The sequence below is a fragment of the Porifericola rhodea genome, from assembly GCF_030506305.1.
Taxonomy (GTDB): domain Bacteria; phylum Bacteroidota; class Bacteroidia; order Cytophagales; family Cyclobacteriaceae; genus Catalinimonas; species Catalinimonas rhodea.
Genome location: NZ_CP119421.1, coordinates 1,950,675 through 1,976,661, shown reverse-complemented (window position 1 = coordinate 1,976,661; position 25,987 = coordinate 1,950,675). Strand labels below are relative to the sequence as shown.

Annotated in this window: 18 protein-coding genes and 1 other RNA gene; 8 read left to right on the top strand and 11 right to left on the bottom strand. The window is 43.0% G+C overall.

Annotated elements, in window-relative coordinates:
• The first annotated feature begins 10 nt into the window (after positions 1-10).
• The 6 genes from PZB74_RS08085 (at position 11) to PZB74_RS08060 (ending at position 8,566) form a co-directional block, all read left to right on the top strand.
• Positions 11-1,183 (top strand): PepSY-associated TM helix domain-containing protein, encoded by a 1,173-nt coding sequence (locus tag PZB74_RS08085; RefSeq protein WP_302242008.1) that lies wholly within the window; start codon positions 11-13, stop codon positions 1,181-1,183.
• 207 nt (positions 1,184-1,390) lie between these two features.
• The gene (locus PZB74_RS08080; protein WP_302242007.1) at positions 1,391-2,200 is read left to right on the top strand and encodes a DUF5675 family protein; all 810 of its coding nucleotides are present in this window, start codon (positions 1,391-1,393) and stop codon (positions 2,198-2,200) included.
• Positions 2,197-4,590 carry an N-acetylmuramidase domain-containing protein gene (locus PZB74_RS08075; RefSeq protein WP_302242006.1) on the top strand — a complete coding sequence of 798 codons (2,394 nt, stop codon included), beginning with the start codon at positions 2,197-2,199 and terminating at the stop codon, positions 4,588-4,590. Before PZB74_RS08080 ends, PZB74_RS08075 begins: the two co-directional genes overlap by 4 nt.
• Positions 4,590-5,219 (top strand): DUF4230 domain-containing protein, encoded by a 630-nt coding sequence (locus PZB74_RS08070; protein ID WP_302242005.1) that lies wholly within the window; start codon positions 4,590-4,592, stop codon positions 5,217-5,219. Before PZB74_RS08075 ends, PZB74_RS08070 begins: the two co-directional genes overlap by 1 nt.
• A complete protein-coding gene (locus PZB74_RS08065) occupies positions 5,212-7,380 on the top strand; it encodes a hypothetical protein (protein ID WP_302242003.1) in 2,169 nt (722 codons plus the stop codon). The genes PZB74_RS08070 and PZB74_RS08065 overlap by 8 nt, the downstream gene beginning before the upstream one ends.
• A gap of 160 nt (positions 7,381-7,540) precedes the next feature.
• The gene (locus PZB74_RS08060; RefSeq protein ID WP_302242002.1) at positions 7,541-8,566 is read left to right on the top strand and encodes a zinc-binding alcohol dehydrogenase family protein; all 1,026 of its coding nucleotides are present in this window, start codon (positions 7,541-7,543) and stop codon (positions 8,564-8,566) included.
• A gap of 46 nt (positions 8,567-8,612) precedes the next feature.
• Here PZB74_RS08060 and PZB74_RS08055 read toward each other — a convergent pair whose 3' ends face one another.
• The 6 genes from PZB74_RS08055 to PZB74_RS08030 all read right to left on the bottom strand — a co-directional run bounded on the left by PZB74_RS08055 (position 8,613) and on the right by PZB74_RS08030 (position 16,577).
• Positions 8,613-9,323 carry an Rv2686c family ABC transporter permease subunit gene (locus PZB74_RS08055; protein ID WP_302242001.1) on the bottom strand — a complete coding sequence of 237 codons (711 nt, stop codon included), beginning with the start codon at positions 9,321-9,323 and terminating at the stop codon, positions 8,613-8,615.
• A gap of 4 nt (positions 9,324-9,327) precedes the next feature.
• Positions 9,328-10,029, bottom strand: a complete 702-nt coding sequence (locus tag PZB74_RS08050) for a fluoroquinolone export ABC transporter permease subunit (RefSeq protein WP_302241999.1) — start codon at positions 10,027-10,029, stop codon at positions 9,328-9,330.
• Positions 10,026-10,898, bottom strand: coding sequence for an ABC transporter ATP-binding protein (locus PZB74_RS08045; protein WP_302241998.1), 873 nt, complete (start codon positions 10,896-10,898; stop codon positions 10,026-10,028). Before PZB74_RS08045 ends, PZB74_RS08050 begins: the two co-directional genes overlap by 4 nt.
• Positions 10,882-11,541 carry a TetR/AcrR family transcriptional regulator gene (locus PZB74_RS08040; RefSeq protein ID WP_302241996.1) on the bottom strand — a complete coding sequence of 220 codons (660 nt, stop codon included), beginning with the start codon at positions 11,539-11,541 and terminating at the stop codon, positions 10,882-10,884. Before PZB74_RS08040 ends, PZB74_RS08045 begins: the two co-directional genes overlap by 17 nt.
• A gap of 197 nt (positions 11,542-11,738) precedes the next feature.
• Positions 11,739-13,415 carry a DUF885 family protein gene (locus PZB74_RS08035; protein WP_302241995.1) on the bottom strand — a complete coding sequence of 559 codons (1,677 nt, stop codon included), beginning with the start codon at positions 13,413-13,415 and terminating at the stop codon, positions 11,739-11,741.
• Between the two features lie 27 nt (positions 13,416-13,442).
• The gene (locus tag PZB74_RS08030) at positions 13,443-16,577 is read right to left on the bottom strand and encodes a WD40/YVTN/BNR-like repeat-containing protein (RefSeq protein WP_302241994.1); all 3,135 of its coding nucleotides are present in this window, start codon (positions 16,575-16,577) and stop codon (positions 13,443-13,445) included.
• Positions 16,578-16,720: 143 nt separating this feature from the next.
• On the opposite strand from PZB74_RS08030, the gene PZB74_RS08025 reads away from it, so the two are divergent.
• Complete coding sequence (locus tag PZB74_RS08025; RefSeq protein WP_302241993.1) at positions 16,721-17,740, top strand: pirin family protein; 1,020 nt, start codon at positions 16,721-16,723, stop codon at positions 17,738-17,740.
• A gap of 60 nt (positions 17,741-17,800) precedes the next feature.
• Here PZB74_RS08025 and PZB74_RS08020 read toward each other — a convergent pair whose 3' ends face one another.
• The 5 genes from PZB74_RS08020 to ssrA form a co-directional block, all read right to left on the bottom strand.
• Positions 17,801-19,249 carry an aldo/keto reductase gene (locus PZB74_RS08020; RefSeq protein WP_302241991.1) on the bottom strand — a complete coding sequence of 483 codons (1,449 nt, stop codon included), beginning with the start codon at positions 19,247-19,249 and terminating at the stop codon, positions 17,801-17,803.
• Positions 19,250-19,252: 3 nt separating this feature from the next.
• Positions 19,253-20,758, bottom strand: a complete 1,506-nt coding sequence (locus PZB74_RS08015; RefSeq protein WP_302241990.1) for an APC family permease — start codon at positions 20,756-20,758, stop codon at positions 19,253-19,255.
• Between the two features lie 375 nt (positions 20,759-21,133).
• Positions 21,134-22,381: a site-specific integrase gene (locus PZB74_RS08010; protein ID WP_302241989.1), complete on the bottom strand. Its 1,248-nt coding sequence runs from the start codon at positions 22,379-22,381 to the stop codon at positions 21,134-21,136.
• A 359-nt stretch (positions 22,382-22,740) separates the two neighbouring features.
• Positions 22,741-23,811, bottom strand: a complete 1,071-nt coding sequence (locus PZB74_RS08005) for a ThuA domain-containing protein (RefSeq protein ID WP_302241988.1) — start codon at positions 23,809-23,811, stop codon at positions 22,741-22,743.
• 316 nt (positions 23,812-24,127) lie between these two features.
• Positions 24,128-24,536, bottom strand: a transfer-messenger RNA (tmRNA) gene (ssrA, locus tag PZB74_RS08000).
• Between the two features lie 231 nt (positions 24,537-24,767).
• On the opposite strand from ssrA, the gene PZB74_RS07995 reads away from it, so the two are divergent.
• Positions 24,768-25,964, top strand: a complete 1,197-nt coding sequence (locus PZB74_RS07995; protein WP_302241987.1) for a pyridoxal phosphate-dependent aminotransferase — start codon at positions 24,768-24,770, stop codon at positions 25,962-25,964.
• The last annotated feature ends 23 nt before the right edge of the window (positions 25,965-25,987 follow it).

The window sequence follows — 25,987 nt, the reverse complement described above, 5'->3', positions numbered from 1 at the left end:
CAGATCAACAATGGCAAAATCATCTTACAGTATTCGCAAGCTTTTTAATGATATACATTTATGGTTGGGAGTAGGTAGCGGTCTCATACTCTTTTTAGTCTGCCTGAGTGGAACCATTTATACCTTTAGAGCAGAAGTAGAGAGCATGTTGGAGCCTGAGAAAGAAAAAGTGGCTTTTGTTGAAGGGCAAGAGCGCATGAGTACCGAAGCTATTGTTGAAAAACTACAGCAAAACCCCGGCGGCTTGGTTTCTTCTGTCACTATACCGCATGCTAAAGATGCCGCATACAAAGTTAGCATTAAAGAAAACCCAAAAGAGCGTAGAGGTACTACATATTATGTAAACCCCTACACTGCTGAAGTGCAAGGCAGTACCGATGGGCCAGCTACCGGCTTTTTTATGAGCATGTTCAGGCTACATCGCTGGTTACTGATGGAACAAAGCACGGGCAGAATCATTGTAGGAGTTGCTACCATCATTTTTGTATTTCTTGTTATTAGCGGGCTTATTTTATGGCTTCCTAAAAAGCTCAAATACATCAGGCAGGGATTGTTAATTAAGACCTCTGCTAACTGGAAGAGAGTAAATCACGATCTACATAATACCTTAGGTTTTTATGCCAGCATTCTGCTATTTGTTATGGCCATTACGGGTCTGTGCTGGTCGTTCGGCTGGTACCGTGATGGACTTAGCCAGGTACTAGGCACTCGAGTTTTTGGTCAGCGTGGGGGCGATAAAGTAACATCTACAGTCGTAGAGAATGCCTCTGCACTTAGTATTGCTGAACTGATACAGAAAAGCGAATCTGTACTAAATTATGAGGGTGATTATACCATCTCAATACCTAATTCGGCTGATGCTGCCGTTTCCATCAGAAAAAGTAAGCCTAAAGGTTTTTTCTCCCTCTATGCTTATGACAAAATAGAGCTTGACCAATACAGCGGAGAGGTACTTAAAGCTGAACTTTATGCTGAAAAACCCCTGAACGAAAAAATTGCGGCATCTATCAAACCTATACACACGGGGGAGATTTTTGGTACGTTTTCTAAAATCCTTTACTTCCTGGCCTGCCTTATTGGTACCAGCCTGCCTGTTACCGGTATTATTATCTGGCTTAATAAACTCAAGAAGAAAGCGAAGAAAAAACAAAAGCAGAAAAGTATGAATAAAGTAGGAGCCTAGCGCTCCTCTTTTTTTGTCTGGAAACCACTCAAATCCTTATAACTCTATTAGATAACTTAATTTTACAGCTTACTGCTTCGTTACGACAAATTGACTTTTACTTAAAACAACCAATACTTGGTGCCCTAGCATTATGTAAATAAAGGTGCTGCCTGTTCTTTATATGGGCTTTTTTGCCTATTTTGATTATACAACCACCTAACCGCCATGACACGCCTGGCAGCCCTACTATTAGTAGCATTTCTGGCAATTGCTATACTCCTTTTTCTCACTAACCCTGAGTTGCTGGATAAGGTCTGGCTTTGGGTTATAGGCTTCATTGGATACATTGTTACCCTGTTTGAAAAAGGATTTGGGGCGCTTAGCAAAACCTTTCAGAAAGAGAGCACTTTGGCATCAGAAAAAGAAAGCGTGCAAAAGCGCAGTTATGCAGAAGCAAGTGCCCTGCACGAAACTAACCTTCAGCTTCAGAAAAAAATACAGCAGATAGAGGCGGAAATGCAACAGCAGTCTTCTGCCTTTTATCCGTTAGCCTCTCATACGCTTAGCGTACTTCGCTACCAGGATGACGGTGAGTCTACCTTAGGTCTGCTTTTTTTAAGAAAAAAATTCTTTGCTTATACTCTGGAAGATACCCACAGAGTAGAAAAATTAGCCGGAAAGACAAGGATACCCTCAGGCACATATGCCGTAAATTATTATCCTCACCTTACACCTCTTACCAAAAAATATCAACAAAATCACCCCTGGTTTCAGTATCATCTGGAGATAAAAGACATTCCCAAATTTAAAAATGTGTATATTCATATCGGTAACACCCATCAGCATACGGAGGGCTGCCTGTTGATAGCAGACGGTATAAATAGTGGTAGCGCCTCCAAAATGATTACCCACTCCAAGTTTGCTTACGAAAGATTTTACAAAATCATAAGCGCCCTGCTCAACTCAGGAGAAGAAGTACAGATCTGCATCATGGATGAAGACTGGTTTGAGCAAGCAAAACTACCAAACCTATGAAAACTTCTCCAAGAGTTTTGATGTGGGTCCACATCGCATTTATTTTAGCTATTGCCCTGACTACCCTGGTTTTTGTGATTGTAAATGTGAGTGCCGGCCCCGACAAATCCTTTGCTCTCGCATTAATAGCGGTTTCCGGCCTTAGCCTGATATACGCTTCCGTTTATAAGTATTACAGTACCAAAGTAAAAGGACAGCGAGAGAGCGGAAATCCCTATCACAAATTTTTCTTTACCGGAACCAATGTGCTTACACTGCTGCTAACTATTCTTGGCATATTAGGAGGCCTTTTTGTGTATATAGAACACGAAAACCTTTTTCAGGCAGTTGGGCTGGTTATTTCCATTATCTGGATAGCAGTATTTCTGAGGTACTTTATGTGGGCCGTTTACAATTACAATATTAACTATGGCCTAACAGACAAAGACTGGGAAAAGATTTTTGAAGCACGAGAACTGGTAAAGCTGGGCTACCCGGTAAGTCCTGAAGAGCTACAAGCTCCCGACAAAAACCCCTACCGTAGCCAGACATTTGGCTTACCTCCTGGCACCGTACGGGGTATGATAGCCTTTACACTACTGTTTGGAGGTCTATCTCTTCTTATTGTAAGCTTTGGTAGTGAGTACTCTGCCAACCAGCTTGCGCTGGTAAGGCAGCAGTTTGAGTTTTTTGAGACAGCCTTCCTCATGATGATTGCCTTCTACTTTGGCGATAAATCTTTACGTTACCTGCAAAAACGTTGGGTACAACCTGGCAAAGCTCAGGGCGATAGTTCCGGCGATACCAAAGGCCTGACACCTTCTGATGAAGAGGCCTCACTTCCTCTTTCTAATCTGGAAATGGACGACCTTAGTCTTCAGCAGGAAGAAAGAGAGTTCTCCCTTACCGAAGGAGATAAAAAACCTACCTCTATCAGCCAGATGCGTAAGCTTTTATCCGTAATGGCACCAGAGGTTTCTACAAAAGAAGTGGCAGACATTCCTCAAACGTCTTTTGTACAGATTAGAGACAACCTTTTTGCCAAAGTTCTTAGCGACGAAGAAATTGAAAAAGCTCTCATCAAACTAAGAGAAGAAGAGCAGCTGCACCTCTCCATGCCCGTAGTGAAAGCTATTATAGAGGTAGAATCTACCGGAAGGGGGCACCTTGCCGATGGCCGCCCTAAAATTCTTTTTGAAGGGCATAAATTCTGGTACTGGCTTAAACAGGCAGGAAAATCCGAAGAAGAGATAGAAGAGCTGGCCAAAGATCACCCCAACATTTTATACAAAAAATGGACTACACAACACTATAGAAAAGGAGCGAAGGAGTACGAAAGACTGGCAGAAGCCAAGGGCTTGAAAATAGGCCATGCAGCCATATATTCTGCATCCTGGGGACTTTTTCAGATATTAGGAGAAAATCTGGCACACAATATTAAGGGTCGTATACGCCCCGAAAAAGTGAGCTCTGGCAATAATTATTACTACAAAGACGCTGAAGATTTTGAGCAAAAGCAGGAAGCTTCTGAATACTATCACTTCCTAGACTTTCTGGAGTTTATTAAAACCAAACAAACGAAGGGCAAAGCCCTTATTGATTATATTAGCGAAGACCGGCAGGGAGATTACGACTGGGCCTCTTTTGCTTATGGATACAATGGGCGAGGTTATAAAACGAATAAGTACGACACCCGACTGAAGGCGGCTTATGAAAAATTTAGCCTGCAATACGGTAGCAAAGACAAAAAAACCGCTTCTATAGGCTTTATTCCAATTATTGATGCCGGACATGGCGGATTTAAAGACGATGTTTATACTACTAAAGGTAAGCAGTACCACTTTTCTGATGGCACTACAATTTATGAAGGAGAGGTAAACCGAAAAATAGGCAAGCTACTAATGGGGCTGCTGGATGAAGCTAAAATTCCCTACCACAACCTTACGGTAGATACGTTTGAAGATGTCAGCCTGCGCAAAAGAGTAGACGACGCTAATGCTTTATACACCAAAGATGCTAACCATTACTTTCTGTCTATTCATAGCAATGCTGCCAGCGCTGAAACTGAAGGGGAGGGGCACAATGCCCGAGGTTTTGAGGTATGGACTAGTGTAGGAGAAACTAAGAGCGACCTTCTGGCGAGTATAGCCGCCAAATGGTACAAGCAGGAGTTCCCTGACTTTAAGTTTCGGCAGGACATGAGCGATGGAGATGAAGACAAAGAGAAAAAAGCCCAAAGTCAAAGCTTTTATGTGCTGCGTAAAACACGCTGCCCCGCCTTTCTGGTAGAAAATCTGTTTTATGACAATCTGCACGAGGCTCGTTTCCTTTTGAGTGAGCATGGGCAGGCCAGAATCGCTCGCTGCCTCTTCCATATTGTTAAGGAGATCCATCATAAATATAGAGCCTGATGAACCGCTACACTACGCATATGCTGCTATGTATTAGCTTTATAGTTACTGTCGCCTGCGAGCAGGAGAAGCGAGGGCTGGTGGTGGGTAAGATACAGCAGGCCAGCGATCTGGCGAGTACAGAATTTACGATAGATAAAATTGTACATGGCACCAAAACCCGTAAGCTCTCCTGGTTTATCAAGCTGAGCGAAGCTCGTTTTCTGGCATACTCACAAGCTAAGATTAAAGCAGGCATAGACCTTAGTCAGATAGGGGAGGAAGATATACGGATAGAGGGTAGAAAAATTTCGCTATCCCTACCTCCTGTTAAAGTGGTTAACTTCTCTTATCCTCCCAGTTCATTTATAGAAGACTCTCTAATTTCCGATACCCGGGCTTTGCTTAGTAAAATTAATATTGAAGATCAGGAGGAGTTTTTCAGACAGGCTGAACTCGACATACGCAGCAACCTCAAGTATATGGGTATAGTCGAAGCTACACAACAACATACTCGCGACTTACTGGCTCATCTGCTACAATCGCTGGGTTATGAGGAAATTTATATCACATTTGCAAGCAATGAACTGGTTGTTGAAGAGGTTCGTCTGCTGCCTACAGAAATTGAAAATCCGGATAGTAATGATTAGCCTACTTCTAAAAAACTGGAAATTTATCATTGATATTATTCTGGTGATAGCACTGGTAGCCCTTGTATTTCTTTGGAACCCTTTTCGCATGTTTGGTGGAGGCCTACAGTTAGGAGCCAGTAGTAATATGCTTACTGAAGTAAAGAAGATAGGGCAGCTAGTGACGGCTGAATATTATGGTGAAGTTATTGCGTCGCTGGATGAATCGCGTCTGCAAGTACTACAAGAAGATGCGGTTGAAGATGAGGCTACAGCTTATTTTATAGACCTGAAACATAGCCTGTATGAACTCTTTCAGTTTCAGCAATTACCTAGAGAAGAAAGGGATGAGGCATACCAGGAATACAAAGCAAATGTGAAGGAGCTATCTAATTGGAGAAAAATTTTTATCCGGCCGGTCAACCGTAGAAATATACTGGATAAAATGAAGCACCATGCTCCTGATCTAATTAATAATACGCTTTACGCGGAAACTATAGAGTTTATCTGGAGAGAGGAGCACAGCAAGGCCAGGAAAAAAAGCTGGAACCCACAGGAAAAACATCAGGAAGAGGTGCTTTACCATCTGTACAATCAGATTACGCAAACATATAAGCAGTTTGGGCAGCAGGCCCCGGAAGTATTGTTGGCCTACCTAGATGAAGGTTTTGTGTACCCTTCCAGCTTCATCAGTTTTTTAAACGACGACAATTTAGCTCAGGCAAGCAAGGCAGACCAAAGGGCAAAGCTTGCCATGGTAGGTCGTGGCTGGGTAAAGGCTGGTTTTGACTTCTCTCAGTTGGATGATGAATCTTTTTACTTTCATGAGGAATCCTCAGAACTACATTTTTTTGGGCTGGAACCTCAGATACTTAATGCAGACATTAACCCCTGGTTTATTCCAGAAAAAGGAATACCCGGCTTTGAGATAGTAGATTATAATCGGCAGGTAAATTTCACCCATACCCGGCAGGTCAAATCGTACTGCGTGCAGAAGCTTACCCTATATGCACAAAAAGCAGGCATACTGGCCAGTGCACAGCAACAGGGAGAAAGCATACTCAAAAGCTTCTTTTCTTTACTCACTGGTCAGGAGATAAAAAAAATCTACTTCCACCACGACCGTATGTTGCAGCTGGCCAACCAAATTGAACAAGATGAATTTGTAGACTACTATGAGGCGCTACTATTGGACTCACTCATAAAGCGAGAACTTAGCATTATAGATTCCCTGAACACCAGCCTTACTTTCCAAAGTAACAATAAACAACTCGCAAGGCAGAAAAAAGCACTCATTGAGACCTCTCTCAGTCGTTTATCGCAGCTTCCTTTTGAGGACCAAACGCAGTTTTTTCATAAATATAGCGCCCTGGCATTTAGAATAGCCCGCGACAAAACTCTTTCTCCCGAAGAGCTAAAAGAATTACAGCAATGCAGACCTAATGCAGAGCAGGTTCTACATCTATCCCCTCTAGACTCTATAGCGTTCAGCTGCTGGCAAAAAGACATCATTGCCCTGCAAATGGACTATAATGATGCCTTGGCCTACATAATAAACAATTGCCATTGGTATGTACACTCAAAAAATAATCGCCGGGATACGCTGGAAAGAGATCAGAGCTCACTTGCATTCATCTCTACTCTTGTAAGCGAAAGTGATACTACCGCAATAGCTATTCCTCACCCTTTACTGGCACAGCTTTTTCCCTATCAGTACAGCGGAGAGCATTTTCAGGCTTACCAGAAAAAGAGAGTGCTGCTTACAGACACAGCAAAACTTATAGGTAATAAAACGATTAAGAGCGATACCATATTTATGTGGGTGGGCAAAACTGAGTCACCTGATAGTACTCAAAAGTTGTTAATCCCTATCCACAATATGCTTAACCCTATATTGCTCGCACACTACGACTCTACTCTGGTAGCCAGAGATATTTGGTTTAGCCACAGAAAGCAGTCATTTACTTCTCTAAATAGTATTAGCAGTTCTCACAGGCTACCCTCCTCACAGGCAGAAGAGCTTTCAGGTTATTATAGCTTTCTACTTAACAAACATCGGCAGTATCAGTCCAGAGGACCTTTTGCCAAAGCAAGCGAATGGATGAAAGAAAGTATTGCTGATAAGCCCGGTACAGCTAGTAGTTTTTCTATTCTTAAGGCCACAAAAACAGCAAAGGAATAAGGCTATTTATTTTTAATCATTCTGTAGTTATCCCTTGTTAATAACTTTGCCGTAATTCGTATTGGACTACTTATGCAAATAAGTTGTGAAGCAAAAAGATGTGTATTTGTGATCTACTGCTTATTTTAAGCTTAACTGTAAATTTTTTAAACGAACACATATGAAAGCCATAGGTATAAAAAAATCATTACCCATTAGCGATGACAATAGTTTTATTGTATTTGAAACTGAAAAGCCCCGCCCTAAAGGGCATGACCTGCTGGTGAAGGTAAAAGCGGTTTCTGTAAACCCGGTAGACTATAAAGTACGACAAAACAGCGCTAAAGATAAGGAGCTGGATAGTCCAAAAATATTAGGGTGGGATGCGGTAGGCGTTATAGAAGCTGTAGGTGATGAGGTTACTCTTTTTGGGGTAGGGGAAGAAGTATACTATGCCGGAGACATTACCCGCCCAGGGAGCAATGCTGAGTACCAGCTGATAGATGAGCGTATTGTGGGTAAGCGCCCAGCCTCTTTGAGCCTGGCAGAAGCCGCGGCCATGCCGCTTACTTCACTCACTGCCTGGGAGGCTATTTTTGAACGGCTACTTATTAAGCGACAAAAGGGCGAAGGGCAAAATATACTGATTATCGGGGGTGCTGGTGGGGTAGGCTCTATTGCTATACAAATTCTTAAAGAAATGACCAAGCTCAATGTTATTGCTACGGCCTCTCGAGATGAAACTCGTGACTGGTGCCTGAAGATGGGAGCTGATGAAGTGGCCAACCACCATAACCTGGCCGAAAGTGTAAAGAAAACAGGCCACCGACAGATAGACTACATCCTTAATTTTGCTGATACTGATGGACACTGGGATGCCATGGCTGAACTTATTAAACCGCAGGGGCGTATTTGCTCTATTGTAGAAAATAAGGGAGAGTTAAACTTAAGTGCTATCCGCTCAAAAAGTGTAGCCTTTTGCTGGGAGCTGATGTTTACGCGCGCTATGTACCAAACAGATGATATGATAGAGCAGCATTATATTCTTAATTCAGTGGCCGATCTACTGGAGCAGGAGCTCATTAAACCTACACTTAACATTACTTTAAAGGGATTTACAGTAGATAACTTCAGAGAGGCTCACCGCATACTGGAATCTGGCAAAGCGATTGGTAAAATTGCTATCGTCTTTGATGATGAGAAGTAAACACTTTAGTCTGAGCTGTGTATAAGCTCAGACTATTCCTGGCTAATTAGCTGTAGTGCACCTTTGTAAATCGCCGCACACTTAGCATCAGAAGTATAATAAAGTAAGCAAAACCAATAAGCATTTGCCAGGCATACGTGCTCTCCTCAATTAAATGACTGAGCCCCTGAAACGCCCAGTGCGTAGGAAAAACAGTAAATAACAGATTGAGAGGTTGTGGTAGAAAAAATGCTATCACCGGAATTACAACTGCGATATTAAATACCTTTATCCATACCATACCCTCCATCTTGTTTTTAGAAAATATAGATATGCCCAATGCATACACCGGCACAATAAGCCCGGCCAATACAGAAAATAGCAATGCAGGCATCAGAGGTAAAGTATAGAAAGGTTGTATAATTAAAAGTAGCCAGGTTAACAGTATGGTAAGCAGACAGGGAATAAGTAAACGAGACAGCGCAAATGCTGGCTTAGAAACTGGAAGCACACCATATACTTTAGACACCTCAGACTCTTTTTCATCTATGAGCACCATACTATAGATAAAGCCAAACATCTGTGTGTTTTCTATGGTAGCCACTATTAATACATAAGGCACGTACTCTACTACACCCTCGTACCGATCCACCAGCCAGGGTAGAAATAAGTTGACAAGCAGATAAATCAGTGCTGGTAGAAAGAGGAATACCCTTAAAGAAGGATCTCTAAAAATAAGTTTAAAATCGCTGGCAGATACTTTTATGAGCTGCTTCATGGTACTAGGCATTTACAATTTTTGACATAAACGTACGATAGACCCACCAGTATAATAGTGCTATCCAGAAGATTTGGGCGGCATAACTGTAGAGGAGAAGTGTGGTGTCGGGGCTGTTACCGTAGGCACTGGCGATCAGCTTTAGGCTGCCATATGAGGGCATAAGGTTAAAAGCCCAAATATCTGTCACTTCAAAATAATTAAGCAAAGGCAGGTTGATAAAGACCATAAGCAGAGGAATAGAGCGTAGTGTAAAGTGCATAAACTCACTGGTATAGCAAACCAGGTAAAGCCCTGCCAGACATGAAAGCACACATACACCGATTGTACCAGCCGAAAAATGCAAGAAATTAAAAGTTGGGCCTACTGCTGCCAGTGCCATACCCAGAGCACATATCCAGCCAACGAGCGTGAGCGAAAAAATACGAGACATCAAATACAGATGATGATTAACAGGCGTAACAAAGAGTGCAGAGAGCACCTGCTGATTTCTTTCCATTATTACAGACAGACCAATAAAAAACATACCGATGATAGCAGGGTCATTCAGTATCAATAAGGTAAGTACTTTGTCCAGATTATCCAGATCTTGTAGCGCAAAAAAGGCCAGGGCATAAACTATTGTTACCGCTATGCTAATTGTTATAATGTTATTTCTATTAAGTAGCAAGAATTGCCACCTGAGTTGTACTATTAATGATTTCATGCTTTTAAAGCTTTACCGGTAACCTGAATAAACACTTCTTCCAGAGTAGCTTCCAGGGTATTTATCCTGAGCAGTTCATCTTCCTCAATAAATTTTCGGAAGCCCTCGTTGTGCCCCAGTTCCTCTAAAGGAAACTCTTTATGCTGCCCATCTTTCCGCTCTACCCTAACCACATCTTTTCCATACTTATGCTTTAGTACCGAGGGTTTCTCTGTAACCTGTAGTCTACCATCTACAATAAATGAGACCCGATCGCAAAGCTCATCGGCAGTATTCATATTGTGTGTGGTGATAAATATGGTTTTCCCTGCCTGCTTCAGTGCCATTATGTGCGCCTTTACCTTGTGGGCGTTTACCGGATCTAAACCGGCCGTAGGCTCATCAAAAAAGAGTATATCCGGGCTATGCATAATTGCACGAATAAAATTGAGCCTCATCTTCATCCCTTTTGAGTAGGCTTCTACTTTTTTGTCTATGCTGTCTTCCAGACCTACCATTTCAAAAAGTTGAGGAAGCGGCTGTAGTTTTTCTTTGGGATAAAAGCTGGCAAAGAGTTGTAAATTCTCTCTTGCGGTTAACTTCAGATAATGATTAGGCAACTCAAAGCCTACACCTATTCGCTCCAGGTACTCTTCTCCCCACTCTTTTAGAGGCTTGCCCTCTATGTTCACCTCGCCCTCAAAGCCATGTAAAATTTTATAAAGTATTTTTTGGGTGGTGCTTTTTCCTGCTCCAGAGGGACCCAGAAAGCCGAATATTTCACCCTGACTTATTGTAAAACCAAGTTTGTTAAGTACCGGGCTACGGCTTTCAGGATACGTAAATGAAAGATTTTTAACTTCTATCATGGTATTATTTTTCAAATGCATTACGAAGCAGGCTTATATATTCATCAACTGTTTGTAGCAGGAGCTGATCTTTTTGTCCGGCAAAGACCGGCTCCTGCTTTTGTATACTTTCTTCCGGCTTTAAATGGTGAAACACCTGCATGTGCTCGTTAAGTGCAAGGCTGGATTTGTATAGAAAAAAAGCCAGAGTAGCGGCAGGTAGATCCGCACGAAAATACCCATGATCTATTTCGTATTGGATCATCTGGGTAAAGGCATCTATAGTCTGTTTTTGAAACTTTTGTCCTAGTTCCGCAATAGAAGGTGACTGAATATTTTTAGCCAAACTATGAAGAAAATGACTTTGCAGGGGATTCTCCAGGTCAAACTTTACACCTTCCTGGTACAAAGCTCTATAGTAAGTCCAAAAGTCGGGGAAATCTTCGCGTTTTAGATGGAGTATATATTTTTGTTTTACTGCGCTACATTCCGCGACCAGATACATAAAAAGATCTAACTTATCTTCAAAGTATTGGTAGATGCTACCTTTGGCTATCCCTAGTAATTTTACGACTGAAGAGAGTGAAGCCTCATCATAAGTTTTGATGCTAAACTCTCGGAGAAAAGCTTTAGTGAGTTTCTCTTTTTTATCGGCTTTAAGATTGTTAAATGTTGGCTTAGGCATTAATTTCAAATATATGACTGACTGGTCACAAATATAGTTATTTTATAGATACAAACATGACCAACCAGTCACTCATTTAGAAAGATTATTACATTTAAAATATTTTCCTGAAAAAGATCTGTGTTAACTTTAGTAGACAGCACAAACAAAAAAAGCAGCCTTATCAGCTGCTCAAGTGTATTCTGGGTTTCCTGCACTTAGGGCCAGAGCAAAGATAATTCGTCCGTTTTGCCCAAATATTCGTAACGCTGCAAGGCAATAGGTACATTTCCGTTTACCATAAGGTAGTCATGAAAACGCCTTAAATTAAACTCGCCTCCCTGCTGGATTTTAGCATCTGCTAAAAATTTCATAATCTGAATTTTCCCAATCTGGTAAGAGATAGCCTGCCCGGGTGTTAGGCTGAAAAAACCGGCCTCTTCTACAGCAGTCTCTTTATCCATAGGTACAATAGTTTCCAGATAATGAGCTGCCTGCGCAATGTTATAATTACCTACTGCCAGGTTTACATCTATATCTACCCTTAATGCCCGCAAACGCATAAAGCTGTACATAATCTCTCGCGTACGCGGACGATCATTCAGCAATCCGAATTGCAGTAGCATTTCTTCCACATAAAAACCAATACCTTCAATTGGGCCTGAGTCAAAAAAGCGTCGGCGAATAGGGTCTGGGTTTTTCCAGGAGCGCACCAACTGAAAATAATGGCCTGGTACTCCCTCATGAATAATAATTGGCCGAGGATCCTGAGCAATAGCACGATAAAAATAAGGCAGATCCCAGGATGGCTCTCTGATGTAGCTAACACCATCTAGGTGAAGCCTTGATTCGGAAGTTAGATCATCTGTGACGCCCATATGTGCCAGGGGTTGCAGGTAAGGCGTCAGTTCTTTATTCAGGTAATGATTTACATCGTCTGGTACAGACATAATATTCATCTTCTCCATAAAGTCTCGTACTTCCTGCTCCTGACGTGCTTCGGTTGCAATTTGCTCAGCCATATCTTTAAAAAGCTCTGGCTGTGGTTCGTCTATGTTGCGCATTTGCTCATACACATCAAATGCCACAGAACGACTCCATTCCATCTCTCCCATCGTAAGTAACTCTTCGGGGGTGTAAGGCAGTAAGGCTATGTTTTTTAGAAAATAATTATAATTCTCTCTGCCAACCTCAAAGCTTTTAGTCATTTGAGGCATATTTTCTTCAAGCCACTTTTTGTAGCTTAACAGCGCCTCTACAGCTTCTTCAGTAGCTTTTCTGAGTTTTTTATGGTAACGCTTATGAGCTTCACTTTCTAAAGCAACCTGCATGGCTTCCAGCTTATGGTCTATACCTTCCAGATTATTCAGGGCTATCACAGCTCCTCCGGCAAAAGGCTCTTTTAGGTTAACTTTAGCATGGTTTAAGGTAGCAGGTATGGACCCTATCCTCAGGATAATCTCTTCTATCCGCTGATCTGTCATAGGTGTATGAACTACCAGCAGTTCAAATAGCACGCCCAAGCTCTGGTGCACATAAAAATCTGGGTTGCGGTAGGGTAGGCGCAAGACATTTAGCTCCCAGTTGATACGTTCTACAGCAGAATGCAAAAGTAAAAAGTCTACACTGTCTTCTGCCTTCCAGCCGTTTTGCGAAATACCATCCAACTCATTTCTGAATCTTTTATAATCCTGATGGTATTGCTGTAGCGCTTCGGGAGAATAGTCAGGCACCCAACCTTTTGGTCGCTCCACACGATTGATATCATCCCCGCTGGCAGGTTGCATTTTGGCTCGCCAGGCAAAAAAGCTTTCACCAAATTTTTGAAGATCGTCATTAGCAAGAAGCGCACCGGGTATAAGTAGCAACAGTATAAGTATACGTAGTATGTTCATAGTAGAGAATTGGGTTAAATGAGGGTTTTACTGTTTATGCTCAAACCAAGTAATTTGAGCATTTTCTATGGCTTCGCGAAAGGCCTTCCACTCCTGGGCGTAGAACTGATCTACCTGTTGCTGTAAGCTTTGTACCAGCTTTTCAGCTTGAGCGACCAGAGCTTGATCCTGCAAAGAGGGCTTATGCAACCTCCCTTTTAACGCGTATTGTGCATCTGACACGCTGGAGTATGCCGTAGTTTCAAACGACTGCCAGGCGCCTAACTGTTTATTGGGCCGCTTACCTTTGGCTTGCTCATTTAAGGTTATCAGGTTTTGCTTTACTTTTTCAGACTGTTGTAGTAGTTGATGATTTTCTGCGTACCCTATTTCCAGGAGTTGCCCTCTTATTCGTTCTACGGTTGTCTCGCTCTGTGCTAATTTTTGCAATGCAGTACTAAGCTGAATCGTACTTTGGTTTAGTCTTTTTAAAATTTGATAATGGGCAGCATCTACCTCAGCCTGGTAATCAAACCTGGGGTCAGGTATTACTTCAACTTCAGTAGTATCTTTTTGCTCGCCATATTGCAGCACTATACGATAAGAACCCGGCAATACTGGTATACCTCGGCTCTCTTCAGAGACATAGGCTCCGGGCAATACAGCGGCCTCTTCGTCAAGCTTCCAGCGCAAATAATTAAGGCCGGGTTCTAGCTTATCAGTATGTAACTTCTGAATCCTTTCTCCTTTCGCATTCAAGACTTCGGCGAATACTACATCATCCGCATCAATTTGCTTCTCGTTGATGTAAAAAGGGATAAGCGTTTGCTGAAAAGGGCGATTCTCGCCTTCAAAGGTAGTGTGAAATCCTGTCCAGATATTTCCTGGAGGAGCAATAAACAAGCCTTTTACCTGCACTGCATCATTGATGGGCAAAGCAGAAAACTTCTTACTGTTTAGCCGACCGGAAGCCGCCTCTCTCAGGCTTAGCAGATCATCAAGCACCCATATGGCTCTGCCAAATGTACCAACTATTAGCGCTGACTCTCTTTGCTGAATGGCCAGGTCCATAGTAGAGACAGAAGGGAAACCATTGGTAAATTGTTGCCACGACTCTCCTTCATCCATGCTTATCCAAAGACCGTTTTCTGTACCTAGAAATACCAAATTGGGCTCTACAGGATCCTGAATTACGGCTAAGGCATAGCCTTTAACATCGTTTTCATCTACCATACGCTCCCAGCTTTTACCATAGTTTTGTGTACGGAAGAGGTAGGGGGCATAGTCACCTTTACGGTATTGATTCACCACCATCCAGGCCGTAGCCGCATCATAGGTAGATGCCTTAATTCGTGCGACCCAAGCCTCTTCGGGCATTCCTTTTACGTTTGCGCTCAGGCTCTGCCAGTTTTGCCCCCCATCTCTGGTGAGTTGTATGTTTCCGTCGTCTGTGCCTACCCAAATCACATTACTATCTAGCGGGCTGGGAGCTATAGTCAGTATAGAATTATAAAACTCCGCTCCAGAAGCGTCTATTGTCAGTCCGCCATAATCCTGTTTTTGTTGCTCAGGATTGTTATTACTAAGGTCAGGTGAGATTATTTTCCAGTTGGCCCCTTTGTCGGTTGTTTTGTGTACAAACTGGCTGCCATAATAGGCAGCATTCTGGTTCCACGGATCTCGGGCAAAACCCGCATTCCAGTTAAACCGCAAGCGGGTTTTAAGCTCTGGATGTTGTGGTTTTATGCTTTGATAATAGCCGGTCAGTTTGTCGTAACGAAACAGATCTCCGTTTTGTGCAGTACCATAGCCAAAGCGGGAGTTGGCAGAGTCAGGCGAAATATAGAATCCATCGCCCCCAACCAGATATTGCCAGTACAGGGTTCGTATACCTCCTCTCTTCCATACATAAGCTGGCCCTGACCAGTTGCCATTATCCTGCATGCCTCCATACACATTGTAGGGCATATCATTATCTACATTAATCTGGTAAAATTGTGCTACCGGGATAGTTTCAGGAAAGTACCAACTCTTCCCTTTATCGTGGGTAATGCCTATACCTCCATCCCCACCAATAATAAAAAAAGAAGGGTCATCCGGGTCTACCCAAAAAGCATGAAAATCAGCATGTATACCCTTGGTCTCATCTGCGGGTATCATAGGAGTAGGATCAAAGCTTAGTCCGCCATCGTAGCTCACACTCAAAGGCTGATAGATATTGTACAGCCTATCTTCGTCATACGGATCTACTGCCAGATCCTGAAAATAAAAGGGGCGATTATTGGTAAAGCGTGGATTATCGTTGATCATTTCCCACTGCTGACCGCCATCATTGCTGCGATAGAGGGCGTTCTTTTTTGCCTCTACCTTGGCATATATTCTATTTGTATTGCTTCTGGCAATAGCTATTCCTATCCGCCCTAATTCGCCTGAGGGTAGCCCATTACTTTCGTCTAGTTTCTGCCAGTTTTCTCCACCATCAAGACTGAGAAACAGGCCAGAGCCTGGCCCCCCTGAGGTAAAGCTGTAGGGTGTGCGACGATGCTCATACATAGCCACAAAAATTTTGTTAGGATTATGCGGGTCCATTACCATATCTGCCACCCCAGACTGATCGTTGGTATACAAAATTTTCTTCCAGCTTTTACCACCATCAGTACTTTTATACACCCCTCTGTGTTCATTTGGTGTAAAAGGGTCGCCCATAGCCCCTACATAAATGGTGTTGCCATCGGTAGGGTCAACGATGATACGGTGTATGGTTTTGGTTTTCTCCAGCCCCATAAACTGCCAGCTTTTACCTGCGTCCAGACTTTTAAAAATTCCCTGCCCCAGGTTCATTGAGTTTCGCGGATTACCTTCACCCGTACCTACCCATACCACTTCAGAGTTATCGGGTTGTATTGCTATGGCTCCAATATTAACAGTAGGCTGATCATCAAAGATACTCGTCCAGGCAGTGCCTCCGTTTTCAGATTTCCATACGCCACCTGAGGCTGCTCCCAAATAAATTGTTTTAACATTATTTGTTGCAACATCTATAGCTGTAATACGTCCACTCATATTAGCAGGGCCTACATTTCTTATGTTCAGGTTTTTAAAGTAATGAGGATTGTAATGTTGAGCTTGTAAGTGAAAACTAAAGAGAAGGCTTAGAAAGGCAATTTGTAAAATTCGTACCATAGGTTAGGAGTTGATATAATACGCAAGATATGGAAGGCTTAGTAAAAAAGAAGTAAAAACGTAATTTACCCATACTTTCGTGCAGCAAAACAACCTAATCAAATATTAAATTTTTAAGTTATCACATTAAACCATCTATACATATGAACAGATCAGCCGTAATAGATACTAAAGCGCTGGGCTTCCCCTGGGAGACTAGCGACCCATTTTTATTTTGTGTACACCACGAAGATTTTTACCCTAAAGGAAACAAAGATATGGGGCCGGCAGCACCACTGTCGGGCAGAAACATAGGGCAGGATTTTACAGTAAAAGATGGCTGGCGCATGTACCATGGTTCTAAGGTACCTGGCTTCCCTGCACATCCACACGTGGGTTTTGAAACGGTAACCATAGCCCGCCGTGGCCTTATTGACCACTCCGACTCGCTTGGTGCCGCTGGGCGCTTTGGCAATGGCGACGTGCAATGGATGACAGCCGGTAAGGGCGTACAACACGCTGAGATGTTCCCCTTAATTAATGAAAATGGAGATAACCCTCTTGAGCTATTTCAGATCTGGCTAAACCTTCCACGAGCTAAGAAAAAAGCTGAGCCACATTTTGCGATGCTCTGGAACGACAGTATTCCTCTCTACCAGCATCAGGACGATTCTGGCAAAGCGACTTCAGTATCTGTAATTGCAGGCACTTTAGAAGGGAAACAGGCCCCTCCACCCGCTCCCGATTCATGGGCCGCCGATCCTGCAAATGAGGTAGCCATCTGGACTATAAAAATGGAAGCTAATGCTGAGTGTACGCTGCCAGCGGCACAAGGAAAGGTAAACCGAACTTTGTATTTCTTTAAAGGGAATACCATAAAGGTAGATGGACAGATTGTAGCTAACTACCATGCTATTCAGTTAGACGCCGAGCAGTCTGTCAAATTGGAAAATGGCAGTGAAGAAGGACATCTATTAATGCTACAGGGTAAGCCCATAAATGAGCCGGTAGTACAGTACGGACCTTTTGTAACTAACAATAATGCTGAGGTACAGCAGGTAATGCAGGAATTTCAGCGAACACAGTTTGGCGGCTGGCCCTGGCCTTCTCACGAAAATGTGCACGCCCGCGAAAAAGGCAGGTTTGCCAAGTATGCCGATGGTAAGGTAGTAGAGAAAGACTAGCCCCTTTATTTGAGCGTGAGGCTCGTTGGTATACGAGCCTCTTTTTTGTATTTTTATGCCCTACACACTTACTCTTGCCTCTGCTTCTATTTCTACCAGATAGCCTTCACCTACCAGTTTTGCCTCTACCAATGTATTGGCTGGCTGTATATCACGAAAACGATCTCCATGGGCTCTGGCAACAGCCTCCCAGTCTTTGATATTGTTCACAAAAATTCGGGTTCTATCCACATCCTCTAAGCTGGCGCCCAAAGACTCCAGAGCTCCCTGAATTTTATCTATTACAAAGTGGGTCTGCGCTGCAGCATCATTACCCCCGATCATCCTCTGGCCATGTGTAGCTGTGGTGCCGGAGACTAAAATACGGTCTCCACTTCGTACTGCCCGGCAATAGCCTGCCATATCTTCCCAGCTGGTACCGCTAAACACTTTTTTTCTTCCGGCATGTGCTTCTACCGCCTCAAAAGGAGCAGGAATGTTTTGCAAGTGATCGCTCAGGTCGCCAGAAGCTGTCAGAAATGGAGGCTTACGATATTCATCGCCGCAACCGCCCGGCACTTCATCCAGTTCAGCCTGTGCATTCTGTATCAATTTATGATCATCCGCCGATAGTTGTATATCAAAAATGCGCTGGTTTTCAGTTATATGTTCACTCTGCCCCAGACGCGCACCCAGAATAACACCTCCTACCGAAGGCTGATCCAGCATATAGCGGCTACTAATATTGGCCATAGACACCTGATGCTTTTGTGCCAGCTTATGTACAGCCTGTAGCAAATTCTGAAATTTATCCCAACCTCCGGCAGCATCAATAAAGCGCTTATACTTCATTTGTGACCAGGTACTAAGTGTTTCCATAGCCGGCTCTGGTTTACCTAGCCACTTTTCAGAAATAAACCCTCCAGCTACCGTTCCAAAAGCTAGGAGTTTAACTCCGTAGGCGTCACATACCTGCCGCATAGCTCCAGCAGCCCTGCGATCTATCAGCGAGTAACATACCTGATTAGACACTACACTAATACCACTACTGACCGCAATACGTAGGTGGGCTGCGTCAAAATTAGTAAGCCCCAGCTGACCTATACAACCTTCTTCTTTAAGCTCCTGCAACCAAAACAGACAGTCCAGCCAGTTAGGGTCAGCATAGTTCCAGGCATGAAACTGCATTAGATCTATCTGCTCTACCTGCATACGTTGTAAAGCCTTTTTTACAGCCTCTTTTACCTGCTCCCGTTTAGTAAGCCCGGGTTGGGGCACCCATTTGGTTAGAAGCTGAACCTGACCTCCTAATGGATTGCTGTTCCTGAAAGTACCACTAATAATTTCCGCTGAGCCATAATGATCAGCCATGTCAAAAGTAGTAAAGCCAGCCGCCACATAAGGCTCCATAGCTTGAGCGGTTTGCTGAGGGTCCAGGGTAGTACCATCCTTTTCCATATCGGCAATTTGCCATAGCCCGGTGAGTACACGAGAAATCCTGAGTCCGGGTGCCAGTTCGCAATATTCCATGGTTTATTCGGGGGGAAGAGTATTAAACAGTTTTTTTGTATCTACATTCTGCTTTTTAAGCGCAGCCAATTTTATAAAGAATATGATTGAGGCCAGGCTCATTACTATAAGCCAAATAGGAGTGGAGTGAAAATACCATGCTTCTACCTCATTGTTAAGATCTTTCCAGGTGTGGATAAACAAAAATCCGCTGAGCATGAAAGTGCCAGTCCAGCCTAATATTTTTTGAAGGTAAACATTTTTAAGCACCTGTACCTGCCCGGCTAGCTCCGGATTTACTTTTGGCAAGCACAAAAGAGTAATGCACATTAGCAGAAAGTTTACCATCATGGAAGTAACCATAATGTCTATACCTAAAAACAAATCACCCGCGAAATGACTGCCCAATATCCCGATGCTGGCCATCATTCCGCTCAGTATTAGGGCGATATGCGGCGTATGGTACTTTGTATGAACCTGAGCTACTCGCCTTGAAAAAATACCATCTTCTGCCCAGGCAAACATAAGGCGTGAAACGGATAGCAACATAGCCGGAAGATCATTTACCAGAGCAATTGTTGCACCCGCTACTATAGCCACTGCCAGGCTAGCCGGTAGTACATAGCTAAGCATACCTGGCGCAGTGATATCTTTTTGCATAGCCTCCTCCGCCACAAAAGACCAAGGCACTGTGTGGTAAACCGCTGCGGTAAAGAAAAGATAAAATCCTCCGACAATTGTAATGGTTAGCGCAATAGCGAGAGGGAGGTTGCGACCTGGTTTTTTAGCTTCTCCTCCTGCTTGTGCGATAGAATCAAAGCCAATAAAGCTAGAAAAAAGCAAAGCTGCCGCTGCCAGAAAGTTGCTCCAGCTAAAGACGGATGGTAGATTGATGTCTACTGTTCGTCCTTCCTGAGTGAATAGCGCTTTCGCAAAATCTTGCTGATTATAAGAAAAACCCGCAAAGATTACGATGGCTCCCAGCCCAAACATCAAAAACATAAGAGGCACCAGTGTACGTTCGTACGACTGCGTCCCTCTAATGTTAATACTTACAAATAGCCAGAGTAAAGCCAATGATAAACCTACTCTTACCCCTCCCTGTTCTAATAGTAATGCCGCATCTACCCACCCGAGGTTCATTACCACATCACGTATAAAAGGCACAATGACATAGGAAACTACCCCAATAATAATAGATAGGCCAAACCACTGCGAAAAGCTAGCCACAAAACCCAGATAAGGATTAAGCCCACGGCTGGCATATATGTAACTTCCTCCCGCTCTTGGCATAGCCGATGCCAAAATGCTATAAGCAAATGCTGCCAGTATAGCCGGTACTCCCGCAAACAGAAAGGCGGGCAACACATAAGGCCCTATGCCCGGTACGTTACGCTGAATCATAAAGGGGACTACATTGATAGAAGCCCCTAACATAGAGCAGATGCCAGTTGCGGTAAGCCCCAGCAAACCCAGCTTTCTTGTAAGCCCTGTTTTCTTAACGGAAGATTTTGACGTTGAACTCATCATAAGGGCAGCTAAAATGCAGTATTTTAAGGATTATTACTACTCCATTTTGGATGATTTCAATGATTCCTTCATCTGATCTTAAACTAAGTTCCATTGCGAATACTGAACAGCAAGGTTAAAGTCGCATAATTAGCATTATTATTAATTCACGACTTTACTCTCATCTTAAAAGTTTTGGAGCTTTAGACTCCTGAACTATAATTATAAATCACTGAATTACAGTAATATTTTCACATTAAATTTCATATGGTAACCGAATAAGTAACCGTAATTTTAAGGCATTTTCAGTTCAGTGCTGTATTTTTTGAAAGCCCCCCCCAAAGAGGTGATATAGCTTAGCTTAATATTAAAGAAGGGTGTGTAATGATTTGTAAGCTATGCGCCATGACTACCCAACTGCTGCTGCGCGTCTTGAGGCAAAAGCTTAGACCTCAACTTTTGCATGTCTTCGCTAATTTTCTGCTCTATTACTTTGGCATAAATTTGCGTGGTCTTCAGGTTTTTATGCCCCAGCATGGCACTCACTGATTCTATAGGCACTCCATTGGTTAAAGTAACTGTCGTAGCAAAGGTATGTCGTGCAACATGAAAGGTCAGACGCTTGCTAAGTCCACTAACTTTCGCTACATCTTTCAGGTAGCTGTTCATCTTCTGGTTAGAGAGCATAGGCAGCAGTTTACCCTCCTTTACTTCTGGGTGCTTATCATATTCTTCTAAAATAGCTTCAGCTTTGGGTAGCAGAGGCACTTTAGAAGAGACTCCTGTCTTTTTTCTGTCTACAAACAACCAGGCACCACCATCTATGCCTACCGAAATATTTGCGGGCGCTAGTGCGGCCACATCCGCATAAGCCAGGCCGGTATAGCAGCAAAAGACAAATACATCTCGCACCATTTTTAGGCGCGCTCCAGGCAGCACTACTCGCTCTAGCTGCTCCAACTCCTGCAGACTTAGCACTTCTCGTTTTACTTCACGAATTTTAGTCTTGTAGGCTAAGAAAGGATTTTTTTCCAGCCAGCCATTAGCCAGGGCTAAATGCACAATCTTTTTGAAGTTACGCAGATACTTAATGGTAGTGTTATGATTGTTACTCCTGACTGTCTTTAGGTAAAACTCAAAACCTGTAATAAAACCATGCTTCAGCTCAGCTAAGCTAATATCGCTACGTTTATATTGATGTTGAATGTACTCCTTAGTCAACCTATAACAGGTTTCGTAGCGCTGATAGGTAGCTTCGGCATAGTCAGTACCTACCTGAGCTTTCATTTGCTGGTTATGGTGCTGAAAAACCTCCAGCAAAGTATATGATTTTGCTCCACCTCCCAGGTAAATTTCTTTGATCTGGCTGGCTGAGATAAAAGCATCTTTTTCGCGCAGCCCCTGATAAATCTGACTTATTTTGTGCCTGAGCTTATCCAGTTCGGTATTTACAAGCACTGCATCGTCTCTTTGCCCTCTTGCTCGTCCGGCCTGCGCATTCCAACGTTCAGGAGCAAGCTTTTGTCCGGTGGATATTTCCGCTCTTTCTCCATTGACTGTAATGCGCGCGTAGACAGGAGCCTCACCAGCTTTATCAGCCTTTGACCTATTTAACCAGAGAAGAAGCGAAAAAGTATGACTCATAATTTCTTAGCCTGAACTCAAATCGTACCCAAATTTAGTAATGCCTGCAATATGCGGACTCAAAAGGCATTAACAAAACAGCTTACAAAATATGCATAAGACAGTATTGAGAATAAAAGTTTATTGTTTGAAGACAAATTTCACCCTCACACAGTTTTAAGTCAAAAGTTTTAAAGTTAAGACAGCAAACACCTTCTCGAGTACAGCTTATTCAGGAGACATATCTGCTTACTGCACTAGTAATAGGAGAGCTAATTATAGGATTAAAACCACTTAACCTATACTTAAAGCAGAATTGGCTCACTATCCATGATGTGAGCCAAACCTATTTCTAAAAAACTAACAAAGTTTCGCTTAAATTATTTTAGCGCAGCGCTTTTTTGACCCTTCCAACTTCGGGATGCTGTTTGCTCTGCGGACGGAAAGTCTTCAGGAACTGCCTGACTTACTTTGCCACTAGCCGCCCACTCTGCACCTCGCAGCAGGGTAGTAATAAAACCCACGCACTCCATAGAATAGTCGAAGTGCCCAAGCGCGGTATGGAAGACCCGGCCCTGCCCATAATTAATTGCCATCAAGAGAGGCACATGCTGCCCCATACCCTTTAAAGAAGGATTCCAGGGCGGAGCATTTCTTTCTACATCAGAATAAGCGGTAGCCAATATGGTAGCATTTTCAAAAGGACCACGCATACGTTCATATAGTTCGTCCTGAGCATGTAGCCATTCGCTCGGCAGGCCTTCCATGATAGGGTGCTCAGGTGCACGAGTAGTAAGCACAAAATCATACTCTTTACCATGAGACCCACACACTCCGGCAGAAGAGTCTTTTTCTAACGCTCCCTCTTCTGTATAGTAGACATAAGGACCTGTGGCACTATCTCGCCCACCCCAGGCACCCAGACCAATCATTTTATTGTACTCTTCCCAATCTCCCCAGGCATTGTTTGCAGCATGAACCACTACCAGACCGCCACCATTTTTCATATAGCTCTCAAAGTTTTTTTTGGTTTCTTCTGGCCACTCGGCAGACTCCGCCCCCATATTAGAAACAATGAGGTCATACTGACTAAAATCTATAGAAAACTGGGATGTTTTTATAGGCTCATGAGACAGTCCGTAAGTACTAGAATCCAGAGGGTAAGTTTCTATAAAATATGTATAAGGTTCTGGCCGAGACTGATTGTATTTAATGCCTAACCATACGGAGTCCATACGATGGATATCTACTTCAAACAACCCACTTTGCTCAAGATAATCCTGCATCATCATTGTAGTTTTGGGCCATATATAATGGTTATTCTGTCCATCAATAATTAAAGTCTTAAATTTAGAAGAATCATTTCCTTTGGAAGAGGATTCGTTTTCGCTAGCCTGTCCGCAGGCTGCCAGTAAAATAAAAGCGGCAAATACCCAGTTTAGCTTTATCATGAACTTCATGTTTTAGGTTGTGTTAAGAGATCGTAATTATACACTTGTGTAAAGAATAAATTTAGCAGAAAGCCTAAGACTCACAACAGTCAATACTAAATATAAGAATACAAAATTTTATCAGGAGTCTGGTTTCGTTAATCAAGCTCGGCATTTATTATGTATGACTTATCCATTCCATCGCAACTATGCGAAATATCTCCCATGTTACTCTTTTTTATTTCAGGCTTAAGGTGCTCTCAGAAAAAAAATATTGACAAACAAAAAACCCCTCCAGAAAGGAATCTGAAGGGGTTTGAAGTAATATGAAATCCTTTTGTGGAGCCGGAGGGATTCGAACCCTCGTCCAGAGAAGGCAACTATCGTGGCTTCTACATGCTTAGCTTTACTTTGGATTGTCGGGTGACGAATGGTAGAAAGCAACCGAACATCACCTTAGCTGCGATTGGGTTTCGCATAAGCATCACAGCCCTACTCATGCTAGTTCTAAATTTCGACACCCCAGACTCAAAACCTAAAGAACAGAGGCTTTGTGGGATGTGGCCCGGGAGCGTTGTCGCTCAACCGTAAGCCCAAATTTTAACCTATATCAGGCTAAAATTAGGCAGCCATGGCGTAATTAGATTCGCCAATTATAGTGTTAGAGCTATTGATCAAGGCACTCACCCTATGTGCCTGCATGCTTACACACGTAACCGCTCATCCTGTCAAAACCGGTCGGCCCCGTGCTAGTATATAGACAAGTTCATAACGCCCAAAGTTCATAAAATAATCGCAATATTTCTAAATTATCAGTGAATACTTTATAAGAATACAAGCCATCTGTTACGTATTTTTACAAGATAAGGGACATACTTTCAATCTTAAACCTAGTATCTCTAAACAGTAATCATTAATTTTGCCCCGTTTTGCGTTTTTATCAGTCAAAACACACCTATTACTAAATATTATACACTATGGAGCAACTATCCGACAGAATTAAGGCCATGGAAGAGTCGGCAACCATTGCCATGGCTCAAAAAGCACGTGAATTAAAATCAAAGGGTGTTGATGTTATTAGCCTGAGTCTGGGCGAACCTGACTTCAAGACTCCCAAGCATATTTGCGAAGCTGCTAAAGACGCTATTGACGAGGGTAAATATTTCTCCTACTCTCCTGTACCCGGCTACCTGGATCTACGTCAGGCCATCGCAGACAAGCTGGAGAGAGAAAATAAGCTCAGCTATACTCCTGAGCAGATAGTTGTTTCTACCGGTGCCAAGCAATCTATTGCTAACACTTTTATGTGCCTGCTTAACGCGGGCGATGAGGTAATTGTGTACGCGCCTTACTGGGTAAGCTATGCAGAAATTATTAAGCTGGCAGAAGGAGTACCTGTATTCATCAACGGGGATATAGAAAACAACTTCAAGGCTACTTCAGATCAGCTTAAAGAAGCTATTACCTCTAAAACCAAAGCGGTAATATTCTCTTCTCCCTGCAATCCTACTGGCGCTGTTTTTAATCGTGAAGAACTCAGCGCAATGGCCGAAGTATTAGCAGACCATCCTGAAATTATAGTTGTAGCCGACGAAATTTATGAGCACATCAACTTTAGCGGCGAGCATGTGAGTATTGCCAGTATGCCTGGTATGATGGAGCGCACAGTTACGGTTAATGGTTTCTCTAAAGGTTATGCCATGACGGGCTGGCGACTTGGCTATATTGCCGCTCCTCTTCCTATCGCTAAAGCTTGCGGAAAAATTCAGGGACAGTTTACTTCTGGCACCAATGGTATTGCGCAGCGTGCAGCTATTGCCGCACTTAACGGCGATATGGCGCCTACTCAGGAGATGGCAAAGGCTTACCTGCGACGTAGAGCTTTGGTATTGGAAAAACTACAGGAGGTACCTGGTATCAAAACCTATGAGCCTAATGGTGCTTTCTATATTTTCCCGGATGTGAGTGAGTACTTTGGCAAGTCTGATGGTGAAACTACTATTAACAATGCCGGAGACTTGTGCATGTATATATTAAATACAGCCCACGTTTCTCTGGTTACTGGCGAAGCATTTGGCGCGCCTAAGTGCGTACGCCTTTCTTACGCCGCATCTGACGAGCAGTTGGAGGAAGCGATCAGCCGTATTAAAGAAGCATTAAGTAAACTGAAGTAATTTATTTAAAAGAGTCCCTCTTA